The following is a 14,210-nucleotide window of genomic DNA, read 5'->3' on the forward strand; positions in this document are numbered from 1 at the left end:
CGGCGCCAGCGGTTTCGCTAGTTGCTCTTCGGCGGCAGGACCTGGCCGCGAATCTCGCCGCCCGGATTGGTCTTTGTGTGGACGTTGATGTACATGTTGCCGGATTCGAACATCTGGACGTCGTCCCCAGACAGCGTTGCTTGACCGCTGAACGGACTTGTCACTTCCATGGTCCCTTTCTGCGACAGCCAGACTTTTACGCCAGCATTTTTCCCGGCCGGGGCTGGGCCGTGGAAGTGCGCCATGGCCGCCTGACTCGTCAAGCCGCTATAGGTAATGTTCCACATCACGACGTGCGTACCGGAGTCGTAAGTGAGGTTAGCGGTGCCACTGCCCGGTGTTTGCACTGGAGGCACCTGCTGATCGCCCGTCAGCGGTACCGTGAAAGAAACCGGTGCCGATTGCGCGAGCGTCATCGTGCCCGATAGAACGAGACCGGTGAGCAGGATAAGGGCTGGGGGGTGCAGACTGCGGCGCAGGCCTGCGTAATGTCGTCGACCGGCACGGGCAGGTCCGGCTGGCCGATGATCCCCTGAGCAACTGAGCGGGATGGCGGTCCGGTCCGTGGGTCACATTTCACCTCCTTCGACTGGATGCTGCCGGTCTGGCGGGCCGCCCCGGTGAAGGAAGGGGCACGGCAGATTCTGCGCTAGCCGTACGCACCACTTTGCGCCATGGCGAGCAGATTCGCGATGCGGTCGCGGCCGTCCCGGGTCGCCAGGTAGCCGACCGGGCGCTGTCCTCCGAGGGCCGGGTTGGACTGCATGAGCCATGCGCAAGTCCAGCCTGACGCGTCAAACCCTGCCGGGTCGCCACTGTCGTCGACCATCATCTGCACCTGCGCGATGAGCCCACAGCCGTCGGCGAGCGCGCGCAGTGCCTGTTGGCCGGAACTGTCCTGTGCCGTGAGCGCTACCGCCACCAGTGTCTGGATCGTTGCGTCGTCCATGGCCATTTCCCGAAGCGGTGAGGGTTGCCCCGATCCAGTCGTCCGTCAGGGTGACACGTGGCCGTTATGGCTTGCCGGCGTCGCACGCCCGTTCCCGGAGGCCCGGCGGCACGCTGGTATGGAGGCCAAGCTGGGTGGCCGTCCCGACCGGCAGTCGTACGACCACGTCAGCGCCACCCTGTTCACACGTACGCAGTTCGACGCTGACGCCGTCTAGCGCCAGGTAGACGCTCCCGCTTCGAACAGCTCCTCATACAGCCGCCACGACGGCTCACCTGGCCCGGTTGACTGATGAAATGCAAGTGTGCCCGTTGTGCCCATGCGATGGCCCCCGTCGAAAAGTCACGCCGGTGTAGCGGATCGGCCCCGACACGGTCAGGGGTGACACCAGATTTTATGTCAAGCACGCCCCACCAGGCCCTGCCCGGCGGGCCTTCGTGCGCAGCCCCTCAGCGCCCCTCGTTGATTGCCGGGCGTCTTTCAGCCTTGCGGCCGCCCGTCTGCGATCGACGTGCAGACCTGTTCAAGGGTCACGCGATAGCGGGCGAAGTTGTGTTCGCCGAGCCGCGCGAGATCCTCCTTCACCACCTGAACGAGTCGGATGATGTCCTCAGGACCGAGGACGAACTCCGCGATGACCGTCGTCGGCGATTGCCGATCGCGCACGATGCGCAATACGATCTCATTGATGACCTCGCGATATCTGGCACAGCCTCGACGCGATGCGCGAACCCTGTGCCAAATTTATCGCACCAGCGGCGCACGGTTTCGCAACTCACCACGATGCCGCGCTCGAACAGTAACTCTTCAATGTCGCGCAAGCTCAACTGAAACCGAAAGTACCAGCGAACGGCACAACTGATCACCACCGCCGGAAAGCGATGACCGTGATAGAGCGATCTGGAATTATTCATCTCCCGATTCTACGCGACCACCTTGGCAACGTGACAAAGCCTTGCCGATCTCTCGGGTTCACTGCAGGTGTTGCCCTCCGTTGATCGCGATGTTGGCCCCGGTCACGAAGCCCGCTTCGCGCGAACACAGGTACAGCACGAGGGCGGCAACTTCGTCCGGTTGCCCGAGCCGGCCGACCGGAATCTGCGGAATGATCTTCGTCTCGCGGATTTCCTCGGGCACCGCCATCACCATCTTGGTCGCGATATAGCCGGGCGAGATCGTGTTGACGGTGACGCCTTTTTTCGCCACCTCAAGCGCCAGTGATTTCGTGAAGCCATGCATGCCGGCCTTCGCCGCGGCATAGTTGGTCTGACCGAACCCGCCCTTGGAGCCGATGATCGACGACACGTTGATGATGCGGCCCCAGCCACGCTCGACCATGCCGTCGCACACCGGCTTCGTCATGTTGAACACCGAATCGAGGTTGGTCCGGATGACCGCGTCCCAATTGACCTTGTCGAGCTTCTTGAAGCTGGCGTCGCGCGTGATGCCGGCGTTGTTGATCAGGATGTCGACCGGTCCGACTTCAGCGCTGATTTGCGTCATGCATCTTTCGCACGAGTCGTAGTCGGCGACGTCGACTGTGTATGCGCGGAACTGTCGTCCCTCGGCTTCCATGCGCGCGAGCCACTCGTTCGCACCGGTGTTGCCGGGCGAATAGGTGACGACGACCGCATAACCGGCGTCATGCAACTTGATGCTGATCGCCTCACCCAGTCCACCCATGCCGCCCGTTACTACCGCGATCTGCTTTTCCATCGAATCGTCCTCACAAATACCGGCGGCGTGCTCATCTGGAGCAACACTGCCTTCAGTCAAAAATTGGATGCGTTGAAATGCAGGACCCATATCCAGAATGAATAAAAGGAATCCTACATATATATGCGAAACCGATAACGCGGGCATCGCTGCCCGCGTGAGTCTTGGTGCTCCGCGCTCGCGGCTATGGCAGCCGACTAGGCAGCACTACGTTTGGCGGCCCTGGACGCTGGGGCCGTGACGGCTTCGAGATTGGTCCCGGCCATCTCCACGGCCTGTTGTCCCGTCTTCTGCAGCGATTCGTACAGCGTGGTGGTGGCGCTGATTGCGGTCTTCCACGCGGCGATGGCCGCTTCTGAACCCGCAGGGGCACTCTTCGACGCTTCCTCGATGAATTCCTGCACGCGTGCGTTATACCGTTCGTACTGCGTCTGTGCGAGTTGCGCAACCTCAGCCTGCGTCGTTGACGCGATGTCGAACAGTTGACGGCCGTATGACAGTGATTTCTCCGCGAAAGGCGCGGTGAAACCGGCTTGCAGCGTGAGCCACTGCTGCGGGTCTGTTGTACCGGGCGCCTTTGTCAGGTTCTCCTTCGATTCCGCCAGCGTGGACCTGACGACCTGCAGGTTCAGTGCGACCAGTTTTTCGACGCCTTCAAAGACCTTGCCGGTCAATCCGAAGAATGCGTCGAGGCTGGCCTTCTGTGATGCGGCGATTTGCTCGGGACCCAATAGAGCCATTGTTGAAATTCCTCAGGATTCAGTACGCCGCGCGAAGCCCCGATCGACCGGATGTAGCACGGCGAATGACGATAATGGATGGACCGAAGCGCAAGGACGCCTGCCAGGCAGCATGCGTCGCGAATACTTCGGAGGGTCGTTACAGCAAGAGGTACTACGCCTTAAAGTCCAACTAAAGCTGCTTCGCTTACTTTGTCTTCGGCGCGCTCGCCGCGTGGTGCGGCGAGCGCGCCGCAACTTCCTAGCGCCTACGCGCGACGACCTTGAGAATGGAAGCGCCTTCGCTTGTGACATGAGGACGTGGATGGCCCGACGCGAGGCGTTCCAGTGATATGAGTTGACGCTCCAGCAGCGCATCGAGTTCGGCGCGTCCCAGTTCGATCTGATCCGGCGCGTCCTTGATGAGCATTAAGGTGGCGAATTCATGGGGACTCAGCATATCGTCTCCTCCATTTAGTCTGTATGCGTCGGGAGCATTAATTACCATCTCCTGCGGCGAATGGCGGCAAATATTTCGTTCGCCTTTGCGAAGCAAGGATTCAGGAAATCCCTACAGAAACGTCATCATAACCGCACAATTTTCAATTGCAATATGCTCAGTACTTTTTTGATTTGTCTGTTTATTCAGTCTGCATATGACGGCAACGAATTCCTCGCCGTGCGGGCGCGGAGGCCATGGAAGCCTTGATCGGCGGGGTCTGGGCAGATCTGGACGGGCCCGCGCTGTCTGAATTAGCAAACAATCAAGGACACAGCGCAGCCCGCCTATCCATATATGAAGATGGCGTTTATAGGTCAGCATTGTCTTCTTCAGACATGGGCCGCTTATACGCTGATATTGAGAAATATTTATTACACAACATGTGAGTTGCTTATTTTCGTAAATCGAATCATCGCAAAAGGCTCAATAACCGTTGACTTCTGCTGTCGCGAAGGGACAGGAGATGTCGGCAAAACCACATCGGATCGCGTCACGTCACATGCCCGAATCCGCCATTGCGGCACGGGATTGCTCCGGGATACGTCGATAGGTAGTCCTTGATATGTTGTTCATTGCCGCGACAGGTGAGTTCCGCGCTGAAGGGGCAATCCGTGAGGCACTGCCGGTCATCGGCCCACTGCGGTCATTCCGCGCCGGAGGCCGGATGGGGATTGAACGCCTAAAGTTTCCTGCGCGGCATGGGCATCGCGACGCAGGGTTAGGAAGTGAATAGGTCTTCGACAATACGTTGTCCCGCACTAAAGCCGCCCATGAGCGCATCCGCTTCGCTGAAAAATAGCTTGCCGCGCGATTCGCCGAAACGCAGTGGGGAGAACACCGCGACAGAGGCACCGGCCTACATCGAACGCGTGAACAGCGGCGCCTCTTCGCGCGAGATGTTCGCTGCAAATGCCTGGTCCGCATCCCGCGTCGAGAATATGCAAACCGTTGACATCACCAAGAAGCGACATGGTCGCGGGGCGTTCGTAGAGCGCATTGTGCGGCTTTGTCGTAACGGCTGCTGCGTAGCGCTCTGCAAACTCGGAATACGCTTCACGTCCGATGGACTGCCGCGATTCATTCATGTGTGTCACGCGTTGGCTTCGGCGTCAAAGGGGGAGTTGTATTGGATGTCAACGATCTGGATACCTGTGTCGAACAACCGGTTGTGGCCGAGGGTGTGTCAAAACGGCACTGTCAGGTTGATGGAGAGGCGGCGGTAGAATGAAGTGATGAAGAAAACGAAATCGCCTTATCATGGTCACCGCTTCCCTGCCGTCGTTATCAGCGGCGCGGTTCGGTGGTATTTCCGGTTCAGCCTGAGCCTGCGCGACGTCGAGGAGTTGCTGCTCGAGCGTGCTGTCGTGGTCACATACGAAACGATCCGGTGCTGGTGCGACAAATTCGGCGCTGAATTCGCCCGGTGCGCCAAAGCGGCTAGGCGCAGGCCGGGCAGCATATGGCATCTGGACGAGATGTTCGTGACGCTGCGCGGCGAGCCGTATCTGTTGTGGCGAGCGGTCGACGAGTACGGTGCCGAGCTCGATGTGCTGGTGCAAAAGCGGCGCGATAAGGCCGCGGCAAAGCGCTTCTTCCGGAAGGTGCTGCGTTCAAACCCGATGCCGCGCAAGATCGTGACCGACCAGTTGCGCAGCTGTCCGGCGGCGAAGGCTGACATTCCTGAGCTCGCTCATGTGAAGCACGTTTTCGTCAGGGCGGCCGCACGTGTGAACAACCGTGCCGAGAACAGCCACCAGCCGACCCGCAGGCGCGAACGCCAGATGTGCGGCTTTCGCGATGCGCGTCGCACGCAGGCGTTTCTCTCAAGCTTCGGTCCGATCCGGCAGCACTTCGCGTTGCCCAGACATCAAATGCAAGCGGCATATCATCGTGCCGCGCTCAGAGAACGTTTCGCCGCATGGCATGGTTGGACGGTTACTGACGCCGTCGAGAAAGTTGCCCAATAAGGATAACTGATCTTGAGCTTTACGGGTTGTCTATGCCGCCAACTTGACAAAGCCGTTTTGCACGCTCTCCCGACATTTTTCCCGGCTGTCTCTCGTACCACGTTCGACCATCCTGACTGTCATTTGAGCGAAGTCTGACGTATCGACGCGGGCGCAAAGCGCGGATTGGACGAAACGATATGGCCGTCGGCGAAGCAAGCCACGACATACTCAGGCATGGCGGCGAGTCTCATATGCATGTAAAAGTTCATTTCTTGACGACATCCGGGATTGAACGTGCGCATGAGGATTAGGGGTATCCCCTTATGGGGATGGGCGGCCGCAGCGGCGCTGTACTTTGGCGTCGCAGCGGCCGCCGTCGAATTCGTGTGGGACCGCGCGATCGACGTGCTGGCGGAGGTCGGTGCCCATCGGCTCGCCTTGTACGCTGCCGATCTGCAAAGCGAGCTGGTGCGGCACGAGATGATACCGGCGATCGTTGCGCGGCAGGAAAGCGTGCGCGCATTGTTGAGCGCCCCGCCCCCGGCACCTCCGGATCTGCTGCAAACCGTCAATACCTATCTCGAGGCAGTGAATCGCGAAGCCGGCAGCGTCGCCGTGGACGTCATCGACCTGCACGGGTCGGTCATTGCGGCGAGCAACTGGAATCTGCCGGTGAGCTTCATTGGCACCAACGTATCGTATCGGCCGTACTTCAAGGACTCTCTGGCGCACGGCTCGGGCCGGTTTTTCGGCATCGGTACGAACACGGGCATACCCGGTCTGTATTTCGCGAGCGCGGTGCGCGATGGCACAGTGCCAATCGGCGTAACGGCAGTGAAGGTCAGCCTCGATGCGCTCGAATCCGCATGGCGAACGCCGGCCGAAGCAGCCATGGTCGTCGACGGCAATGGCGTAATCGTGATTTCGACGGTGCCTGCGTGGAAATTCATGGCACTCCGGCCCGTCACGGCGGCGCAGCAGAGCCAAGGCATCGCGGCAATATGCGGGCCGCACAGTCCAGACACTGCCCCATCGCCGCCTTGGCGACTGGAGTTCCACGGCCTGGTTTGCACGCTTTCCCGATTGGACCCGCCCCAACGATGGCCAGCGCTATCTGGTGGTGACGCGACCCGTGCCACAGACTGACGAATCGATCATGGTCCTGCTCGACGTCGCCGGAGCACGGCGTCAGCAGCTCATCGCGCTCGCGTTTGTCACGGGCGGCTTCCTGATCGCGGGGCTCTACTGCCTCTATGCGATTCAGCGTCGCCATGCGATCACCGAAAAGCTCAAGGCACAGGGTGCGTTGCGCAGTGCCAACGACCAGCTGGAGATCACGGTTCAGCAACGCACGGCAGCATTGACGCACGCCAACGAAAGGATGCAGTTGGAGATCGAGGAACGCTCGCGTACCGAGCAGGAGTTGTTCGAATCGCGCGAGCAGTTACGCGAACTATCCGCGCACATGGAGGCCATTCGGGAAGAAGAACGCAAGCGCATCGCGTTGGAAATTCACGACGAACTGGGTCAGTTGCTGACGGCATTGAAGATGGACGTTTCGCTGCTGAAGATGCGGCTTGGCGACGACCCCGAAGCGAAACAGAAGGCGGACGACATGCGCGAACTCGTCGAGAAAACGATCTGGATGGTCCGGAACGTCGCTAACCATCTTCGGCCGGCGGCGCTGAACTTCGGGATTGTTCCGGCACTCGAGTGGCTGGTCGAGGACTTCAGCCGGCGCAACGGCATTCCGTGCCAGTTGCGCATCAATGGCGGCGAGCCGGCGCTCCCTGACGCCTGCGCGGCCGTGGTGTTCCGGATCGTGCAGGCTTCGCTGACCAACATTTTGCGTCATGCGGGTGCCACGCGGGTCGACGTCGCGCTGACCAGCATCGCGACTGCACTCGACCTCCACGTCAGCGACGATGGCCGTGGTTTCGATCCGGCGACGGCCTGCAGCGGCAATTCGTACGGTTTGCTCGGCATGCAGGAACGCGCGCGCCTGATCGGCGGGACGATGACGATCGACAGTGCGGCCGATACCGGCACAGTCATTGGTATACACATTCCGCTCACGGTCGGGGCAGGCAACGATCAGACATCGGAATAGTTCGGGATGCAGATGGAAAGCGAGTCGGCGGTCTCGAGTCGGCGGTCTCGAGTCGCCGACGTCGGTCGTTCGGGGTTTGCGGCGGGGTTTGCGGGTTAACACCCATGATTTCCCAACGGCACAGAAAGCTGGCGGAAGGTATCCGGTTTCTATAATCCGTTTCAACATGGCGCGGGCCTGCAATCAGCACAACATGTGGATACAGCGATGAAAGATGCCGAAATCGACCGGTGGGCGTTTGCGGTCCTCATGTGTGTCTGTCTGGGTGGTCTGATGTTGAAGGCGTATGCGTTCGGGCAATACGCTTCTCCGCCTGATGGTGCGGTAGCTCGTACATTCAGCGACTTGCTGGTCTTTCTCGGGGGTGTTGGCAGTGCCGCGCTTCTTTGTATCAGACTCTTCGGTTCGGCAAGGGTTGAGAGCATGCTTTTCTGGGTGTTCCTCGCGGGAATCATCGGCGCTGCGATCCTGTTTTGCCGGGGCACCTGACAGAAGAAATGAACATAGTGCGCATCATTCATCGACGCAGGAGTTGACGATGACCGAAGGCAGAATGTCTCTCCGTGCGGTCATCGACAAATGGGTTGGACGTACGGCGACGACTCCCATCAGGGTCATCCGACATAGTGGTGCGCGATCGAGGCGCTACGTGCGCGTCTCGCTCTCAGGGTCGCAGACGGTGCACATGATCTTCTTTTTTCGTCACGATAACGGCAACTGGAATGTTTTCCCGCCAGAGACTCAACGCCCCGCGATGACTCATTTGCAATACGGACCACATGACGCGCAGTGATATCCCGGTGGGCTCCGCATTCGCAGACGATTTGTCGCATGGACACTGAAGCCACCAGCAGAATCCCTTGATCAGATCACAGGCCGGCGCGCATTGCGACGCTTCGCTGCAATGTAGCCACCGGCCTTCAACCACGAGGAGACACTTCGTGCAAACCGCTTCACATACCTCACCGCCCGCACCCGCGCCGGCGCAGCAACTCGCAATCAAGCCTCGCTTCTGGCCCGAGGGCTGGTGGAAGCTGATGGAATACCGGATCGGCATTATTCCGTTGCCCGTCTACGTGATCCTGCTCGCGCTGATTACCGGCTTCGCGATCACCGGCAAGGTGCCCGGCGAGATCTCTATGGCCATTGCAGTATTGGCCTTCTTCGGCTTCACTTGCGCGGAACTCGGCAAGCGTCTGCCGATCGTGCGCAACATCGGTGCCGCCGCGATTTTCGCGACCTTCATTCCGTCGGCGCTGAGCTACTACCACCTGCTGCCCAGGCCGATCCTCACGCTCACGACGGATTTCACGAAGTCGACCAATTTCCTGTACCTGTTCATTGCGTCGATCATCGTGGGCAGCATTCTGAGCATGGACCGGCGCGTGCTGATCCAGGGCTTCATCAAGATCTTCGTTCCGCTCGCGCTCGGCTCGGTCGCGGCCGGCATCGTCGGGACGCTGGTGGGTACGGTGCTCGGGCTCGGTGCGCACCATACGTTTTTTTATATCGTGGCGCCGATCATGGCGGGCGGCGTCGGCGAGGGTGCGATCCCGTTGTCTGTCGGCTACTCGGAGATCCTTCATTTGCCGCAGGGAGACTTGTTCGCCCAGGTCTTGCCGCCGGTGATGCTCGGCAGTCTCACTGCGATCGTGTTCTCTGGCTTGCTCGATAGAGTTGGAAAGCGGTTTCCTCATCTGACCGGCGAGGGACGTCTGCAAGTCGGCGAGGAAGACGAGATGTGCCCGGTGCAGGAGGAAATACGCGGACATGTGGACGTCTCGCACATCGCGGCGGCGGGCATTACAGCGATCACGCTATACCTGCTCGGGCTGATGTGCCGTAACCTGTTCGGGCTGCCCGCACCGGTCGCCATGCTGTTTCTCGCGGTGCTGGTCAAACTGGCCCGCGCAGTGTCTCCTCCGCTGCAGGAGGGCGCCTTCGTCGTCTACAAATTCTTCTCGACGGCGGTCACCTATCCGCTGTTGTTCGCGATCGGCGTGACGATGACACCGTGGGACAAACTGATGGCGGCGTTCACCTTCCCCAACCTCGTGACCATCGTGGCGACGGTGGGTACCCTGATGGGCACCGGCTTCCTCGTGGGTCGCCGGTTGAATATGTACCCCATCGATACGGCGATCGTGAACGCGCGTCACAGCGGTCAGGGCGGCACGGGCGACGTTGCCATCCTGACGGCAGCCAATCGCATGCAACTGATGCCGTTTGCGCAGATTGCCACGCGAATAGGTGGCGCAATTATAGTCACGCTGACGTTGATCGTGCTTGCACACATCGGCTAATGAATCGCCATTGACGGTTTCCAGGAAAGCGTCCCCCCTCTTCGGAGCTACGTTGGAATCTTCGAATTTTATCCCCATGCGGTCGGCCAGCGTCGCGCGGTTCAGTTGCGCCATTCTCGCGGCGCTCTTCTTCGCCGGCGCCAATCCGGAAGCGGGGGCAAACGATGCTCACCCCTTCGTGCATCCGGGCCTGCTTCACACCCAGAAGGACTTCGACCGGATGCGCGTCAAAGTCGCGCACGGCGATCAGCCCTGGCTCGCAGGCTGGCAAAAACTCGTCGTCAATCGGCATGCGTCGCTGAACTGGAAACCCAATCCGCAGGCGATCGTGTATCGAGGTGCCAACGCCCACCATGCGGAGAACTATGCCGCGCTCTTCAACGATGGCGCAGCCGCCTACGCGCTCGCCTTGCGATGGAAGATTTCCGGCGATGCCGCGTACGCCGCAAAGGCGGTTGAGATTCTGAATGCCTGGTCATCGACACTGACCGCGATTGACGGCACCGCAGACAAGTTCCTGGCCTCGGGAATTTACGGCTACCAGCTCGCGAACGCCGCCGAGATCCTGCGCAATTATCCCGACTGGCGTCCAACCGACTTCGATCGCTTCAAGACCATGATGCTGACGGTCTTCTATCCGATGAACCATGACTTCCTCGTTCGCCATAACGGCACGAAAATCGACCACTACTGGGCGAACTGGGACCTCGCGAACATGGACTCGATGCTTGCGATCGGCGTGCTCACGGATCGCCGCGACATCTACGACGAGGCCACCGGGTATTTCAGGCACGGCGCCGGCAACGGTGCGATCGGCCATGTCGTGTGGAAAATCTACGACGGCGGAATCGGGCAGGTGCAGGAGAGCGGACGAGACCAGGGCCACACGATGCTCGATATCGCTCTGCTCGGCACGTTCTGCCAGATGGCGTGGAATCAGGGCGACGATCTGTTCGGCTATGACCACGATCGCTTTCTGCTAGGCGCTGAATACGCAGCCCGCTACAACCTCGGTCACGACGTGCCTTACACCGCGTACACCAACAGCGATGTCAGTCAGATGACCATTTCCGACAAATCTTGCGGCGATGAGCGGCCGATCTGGGAACTTCTGTACAACCACTACGTTGTGCTCAAAGGCATCAGCGCACCTGATGTGGAAGCCTTCGCGAAAAAGGTGCGCGTGGAAGGCGGTGGGGGCGACTACGGCCCCAACAGCGGCGGCTTCGACCAGCTTGGTTACGGAACGCTAGCCTTCACCTTGAAGTAGCTCGGTTCGGGGGACGCCAGGCCGCGCTCGCCCACGCGTCCGCCAACACCGCCTGACAACTGGTTGCGGGGTTTCAGTTGGGGCTTAATTTGTCTGCGAGCCCCGTTGGGACTGGTTGTGACGCTTTGCGTAACAGAATCGGTTAAAGTCCGGATTTGCGAACATAACGGATGATCGGAAGTCAATACCGACAAGCGATTCCAACGAAATTGAACCTTGAGCAGTTTGAACAATTTGTCTTGCCGCATCTGAGCCAAAGCGGGCGTGGAGCCGCTCCAATGCTTGCGTTGCACACGACTTTCAACTACATCCTGCACCTGCTTACACCGGCTGCCAGCGGAAGGCACTGGCGATCAAGATGACCGCCCGCGGCCGTCCCGAGATTCACTACACGCGCCTCTATCGGGCACTGCGACGCTGGCAGGCCGATGGCTGCATCGACAGAGTATTTGCGGGCTCAGTGCGCAAGCTCCATGTGGACGGGCGGTTTGACCTGAGTGTCATGCACGGCGACGGCACCACCATGGCGGCGAACAAAAGCGGCGACAACCCGGGATACAGCGGACACAAGCATCTCAAGGGCACCAAAATTGTCGCCTTCTGCGGTCGGCACCGCAATGTTATCGCTCCATCCATTGCCGCAGCAGGCCAGCGCAATCCATCGCCCTTGCTGCGTGATGCGCCGCCCAAACTGAATGAGATGGCCCGCGCCATCGGCATGGCCCTACGCGGTTCAACGGTGAGCCTGGACGGCGCGGTGGGCCTGGACGGCGTCTACGACTACCGGGCCAATCGTCGGGCCATCTTCAACTGGAACATGCGTCCCAATATTCCCGAAAGCAGGCGGGACCGTGAAACACCCAAGCGCCGCCGCCGGTGGCACTTCGACGCGGCGATCTTCGAGGAGCGCTTTCGCACGATCGAGCGGGTGTTCGCCAGGGAGGACAAGTTTCGGCGTCTGCTGCTTCGCTTCGAGTGGATTAGTCAGGTGCACTATGCGTTCAGGACGCTCGCCCACACATTGATCAATCTGCGGCACTACTGTCGCAGTTAAGCTCGCGCCCCGCACGCCGTGTTTTCTCGCGGCGCATCGTGCTGAGGTTGCGCTCGTTTGTAGCATCCCGACACATTCGCGAATCAGCTCATCTCTTCGCACCTCACGTCTGATCATCGCCATTCATCATTGCTCGCGGGCTCTCTCAACCATGCTACGGCCGATCAGGCTCGAAACCCCCAACCAGTTGTACATCCTGTCGAGCGCCGTGTTGGCCGTTTACAGCCCCGCAATCGACGTTGCGATCACAAGCATCAACGCGGCCGTGTAGCCGGCAATCGTGATGGTCAGAGCGGTCCGGATACTGGTATTTCTGAACATGGCTGTCTTCCTCGACCCGGTGAGCCCAAAAAAAGCGGCGGGCGGATAAGTCCGCCGCCGCTAGCAGGAGCACATCGATGAACGAATCAGCGCAAATCTGATTCCCGGATCAGAAGCGAGTGCGCACGCCCGTGGTCAGTTCGAGCTGGTTGGTCGCGCCGAAGGTGGATCCGACGGTGTAGCCGCCATGCAGCTTCATGTAGTCGCCGGCCAGATACACTTCAGTGCGCTTGGACAGGTGATAGAACGCCGACCAGTACAGCGTTTCCTTGAAACCGTTGTGGAGGCCCGACGTCGGATCGAAAGCGCCGATGTTCGCGTTCGGAATATCGCCGTCGACGTTGTAAGCGGCGTTGTGCACGCGCATTTGCTGATAACCGAGTTCGTAGTCGAACGGACCCTTGGGCGACAGCTTGAGCGACGCCGTCCACGCGTTGTCCTGACGCTGACCGAGCGCGCCCTGATTGCCCAGGTAACGGAAGTAACCCGCATTGGCGCGCAGAATGCCGAACGTATAGTTGCCGCCCACTGAGAACGTCTGGTTTGTAAAGCCAACGCGATTGACATGGCTATAGAAGCCAGACACGTCGAACACACCACCGTTGTACCCGAGCGCTGCCTGGTAGTTGGAGTTGGAGCCGAAACTCGTGGAGTTGCCGAATGCGTAGCCCGCGCTGGCGAAAATGCCATTGCTGAACAGTTTCTTCCATGCCACGCCATTGTTATAACGTGTGCCGGTCGCGCTGGCCGCGTAGAAAATCATCTGCTTGAAGTTATTCGAATTGGTCCAGCCGCCCTCTTCCGTCGTCAGGCGCGCCGAGCCGTACGGGTCGCCATAGATCGTCGATGCGTCGCGCGCGATCGTGTTCTGGAAACCTGCCGTGATCTTGCCGAACGTGTCGTTCTCGATACCCACCCATGCGTCACGGTCGAAGATCTGACCCGGATCTTCCATCTGGCCGTTGGCGACAACGAATTCGCTCTCAAGGCGGAAAATGACCTTCGTTCCACCTCCGATGTCTTCCGCGCCCTTCAGGCCCCAGCGGCTGCCGCTGAACCACGGTTCGCCGTCGTTGCCCATACCAATGACATGATTGCCGTTCGCATCCGCGTGCGTCCGATAGGTGGGAAAGCTCAGGTCCATCAGGCCGTAAAGCTGGACGCTCGACTGTGCGTGCGCACCGGTTGCGGCGAAAGCGCCTGCCGTAACGGCCAAAGCCAGATACTTTTTCTTCAAGATCGTCTCCTGAGATTACTACGTTGAAAAATTTTTGTTTTGTCGCGTGAGAGGACTGCGGTCTGGATATCCAGATGACA

14 protein-coding genes and 3 pseudogenes are annotated in these 14,210 nt (G+C 59.8%); 8 read left to right on the forward strand and 9 right to left on the reverse strand.

Annotation, left to right across the window (positions count from 1 at the left end):
* Nucleotides 1-17: 17 nt before the first annotated feature.
* Nucleotides 18-416: a CHRD domain-containing protein gene (locus M0D64_RS06625; protein WP_266257067.1), complete on the reverse strand. Its 399-nt coding sequence runs from the start codon at nt 414-416 to the stop codon at nt 18-20.
* 233 nt (nt 417-649) lie between these two features.
* Nucleotides 650-949 (reverse strand): antitoxin Xre/MbcA/ParS toxin-binding domain-containing protein, encoded by a 300-nt coding sequence (locus M0D64_RS06630; protein WP_266257068.1) that lies wholly within the window; start codon nt 947-949, stop codon nt 650-652.
* Between M0D64_RS06630 and M0D64_RS06635 the strand changes: the two genes are divergently transcribed.
* Nucleotides 948-1,166: a hypothetical protein gene (locus tag M0D64_RS06635; protein ID WP_266257069.1), complete on the forward strand. Its 219-nt coding sequence runs from the start codon at nt 948-950 to the stop codon at nt 1,164-1,166. The genes M0D64_RS06630 and M0D64_RS06635 overlap by 2 nt on opposite strands.
* 263 nt (nt 1,167-1,429) lie before the next feature.
* On the opposite strand, the gene M0D64_RS06640 is transcribed toward M0D64_RS06635, so the two are convergent.
* From M0D64_RS06640 to M0D64_RS06660, 5 genes and pseudogenes are all read right to left on the reverse strand, one after another.
* Nucleotides 1,430-1,624, reverse strand: a complete 195-nt coding sequence (locus M0D64_RS06640) for a hypothetical protein (RefSeq protein ID WP_266257240.1) — start codon at nt 1,622-1,624, stop codon at nt 1,430-1,432.
* Nucleotides 1,625-1,686: 62 nt separating this feature from the next.
* Nucleotides 1,687-1,863, reverse strand: a pseudogene (locus M0D64_RS06645) (IS6 family transposase); the annotation flags it as partial.
* 58 nt (nt 1,864-1,921) lie between these two features.
* On the reverse strand, nt 1,922-2,665 hold the full coding sequence (gene phbB, locus M0D64_RS06650; protein WP_266257070.1) for an acetoacetyl-CoA reductase: 744 nt from the start codon (nt 2,663-2,665) through the stop codon (nt 1,922-1,924).
* 197 nt (nt 2,666-2,862) lie between these two features.
* Entirely contained in the window at nt 2,863-3,405 is a 543-nt protein-coding gene (locus tag M0D64_RS06655) for a phasin family protein (protein ID WP_266257071.1), read from the reverse strand.
* Nucleotides 3,406-3,646: 241 nt separating this feature from the next.
* Nucleotides 3,647-3,844, reverse strand: coding sequence for a hypothetical protein (locus M0D64_RS06660; RefSeq protein WP_266257072.1), 198 nt, complete (start codon nt 3,842-3,844; stop codon nt 3,647-3,649).
* Between the two features lie 236 nt (nt 3,845-4,080).
* Between M0D64_RS06660 and M0D64_RS06665 the strand changes: the two genes are divergently transcribed.
* Complete coding sequence (locus M0D64_RS06665) at nt 4,081-4,272, forward strand: hypothetical protein (RefSeq protein ID WP_266257073.1); 192 nt, start codon at nt 4,081-4,083, stop codon at nt 4,270-4,272.
* Between the two features lie 471 nt (nt 4,273-4,743).
* On the opposite strand, the pseudogene M0D64_RS06670 reads toward M0D64_RS06665, so the two are convergent.
* Nucleotides 4,744-4,971 (reverse strand): annotated as a pseudogene (locus M0D64_RS06670) (SAM-dependent methyltransferase); the annotation flags it as partial.
* A 147-nt stretch (nt 4,972-5,118) separates the two neighbouring features.
* Here M0D64_RS06670 and M0D64_RS06675 point away from each other — a divergent pair.
* The 6 genes and pseudogenes from M0D64_RS06675 to M0D64_RS06700 all read left to right on the forward strand — a co-directional run bounded on the left by M0D64_RS06675 (nt 5,119) and on the right by M0D64_RS06700 (nt 12,572).
* The gene (locus tag M0D64_RS06675) at nt 5,119-5,853 is read left to right on the forward strand and encodes an IS6 family transposase (protein WP_266257074.1); all 735 of its coding nucleotides are present in this window, start codon (nt 5,119-5,121) and stop codon (nt 5,851-5,853) included.
* Nucleotides 5,854-6,135: 282 nt separating this feature from the next.
* Nucleotides 6,136-7,945: pseudogene (locus tag M0D64_RS06680) on the forward strand (histidine kinase).
* Between the two features lie 207 nt (nt 7,946-8,152).
* Nucleotides 8,153-8,434 (forward strand): hypothetical protein, encoded by a 282-nt coding sequence (locus M0D64_RS06685; RefSeq protein ID WP_266257076.1) that lies wholly within the window; start codon nt 8,153-8,155, stop codon nt 8,432-8,434.
* A gap of 452 nt (nt 8,435-8,886) precedes the next feature.
* Nucleotides 8,887-10,248: a 2-hydroxycarboxylate transporter family protein gene (locus M0D64_RS06690; RefSeq protein WP_266257077.1), complete on the forward strand. Its 1,362-nt coding sequence runs from the start codon at nt 8,887-8,889 to the stop codon at nt 10,246-10,248.
* A gap of 52 nt (nt 10,249-10,300) precedes the next feature.
* Nucleotides 10,301-11,518 (forward strand): alginate lyase family protein, encoded by a 1,218-nt coding sequence (locus M0D64_RS06695; protein WP_266257078.1) that lies wholly within the window; start codon nt 10,301-10,303, stop codon nt 11,516-11,518.
* Between the two features lie 358 nt (nt 11,519-11,876).
* Entirely contained in the window at nt 11,877-12,572 is a 696-nt protein-coding gene (locus tag M0D64_RS06700) for a transposase (RefSeq protein ID WP_266257079.1), read from the forward strand.
* A gap of 430 nt (nt 12,573-13,002) precedes the next feature.
* Here the strand turns inward: M0D64_RS06700 and M0D64_RS06705 are convergent, their stop codons facing one another.
* A complete protein-coding gene (locus M0D64_RS06705; RefSeq protein ID WP_266257225.1) occupies nt 13,003-14,133 on the reverse strand; it encodes a porin in 1,131 nt (376 codons plus the stop codon).
* Between the last annotated feature and the right edge of the window lie 77 nt (nt 14,134-14,210).

Source organism: Paraburkholderia sp. WS6, from assembly GCF_030464835.1.
GTDB lineage: Bacteria > Pseudomonadota > Gammaproteobacteria > Burkholderiales > Burkholderiaceae > Paraburkholderia > Paraburkholderia madseniana.

What these genes read in the sequence shown, in the direction of transcription:
- M0D64_RS06655 (WP_266257071.1), bottom strand. Translation starts at nt 3,405, where the DNA reads ATGGCTCTATTGGGTCCCGAGCAAATCGCCGCATCACAGAAGGCCAGC.
- M0D64_RS06700 (WP_266257079.1), top strand. Translation starts at nt 11,877, where the DNA reads ATGACCGCCCGCGGCCGTCCCGAGATTCACTACACGCGCCTCTATCGG.
- M0D64_RS06625 (WP_266257067.1), bottom strand. Translation starts at nt 416, where the DNA reads ATGACGCTCGCGCAATCGGCACCGGTTTCTTTCACGGTACCGCTGACG.
- phbB (WP_266257070.1), bottom strand. Translation starts at nt 2,665, where the DNA reads ATGGAAAAGCAGATCGCGGTAGTAACGGGCGGCATGGGTGGACTGGGT.
- M0D64_RS06685 (WP_266257076.1), top strand. Translation starts at nt 8,153, where the DNA reads ATGAAAGATGCCGAAATCGACCGGTGGGCGTTTGCGGTCCTCATGTGT.
- M0D64_RS06675 (WP_266257074.1), top strand. Translation starts at nt 5,119, where the DNA reads ATGAAGAAAACGAAATCGCCTTATCATGGTCACCGCTTCCCTGCCGTC.
- M0D64_RS06660 (WP_266257072.1), bottom strand. Translation starts at nt 3,844, where the DNA reads ATGCTGAGTCCCCATGAATTCGCCACCTTAATGCTCATCAAGGACGCG.
- M0D64_RS06665 (WP_266257073.1), top strand. Translation starts at nt 4,081, where the DNA reads ATGGAAGCCTTGATCGGCGGGGTCTGGGCAGATCTGGACGGGCCCGCG.
- M0D64_RS06630 (WP_266257068.1), bottom strand. Translation starts at nt 949, where the DNA reads ATGGACGACGCAACGATCCAGACACTGGTGGCGGTAGCGCTCACGGCA.
- M0D64_RS06635 (WP_266257069.1), top strand. Translation starts at nt 948, where the DNA reads ATGGCCATTTCCCGAAGCGGTGAGGGTTGCCCCGATCCAGTCGTCCGT.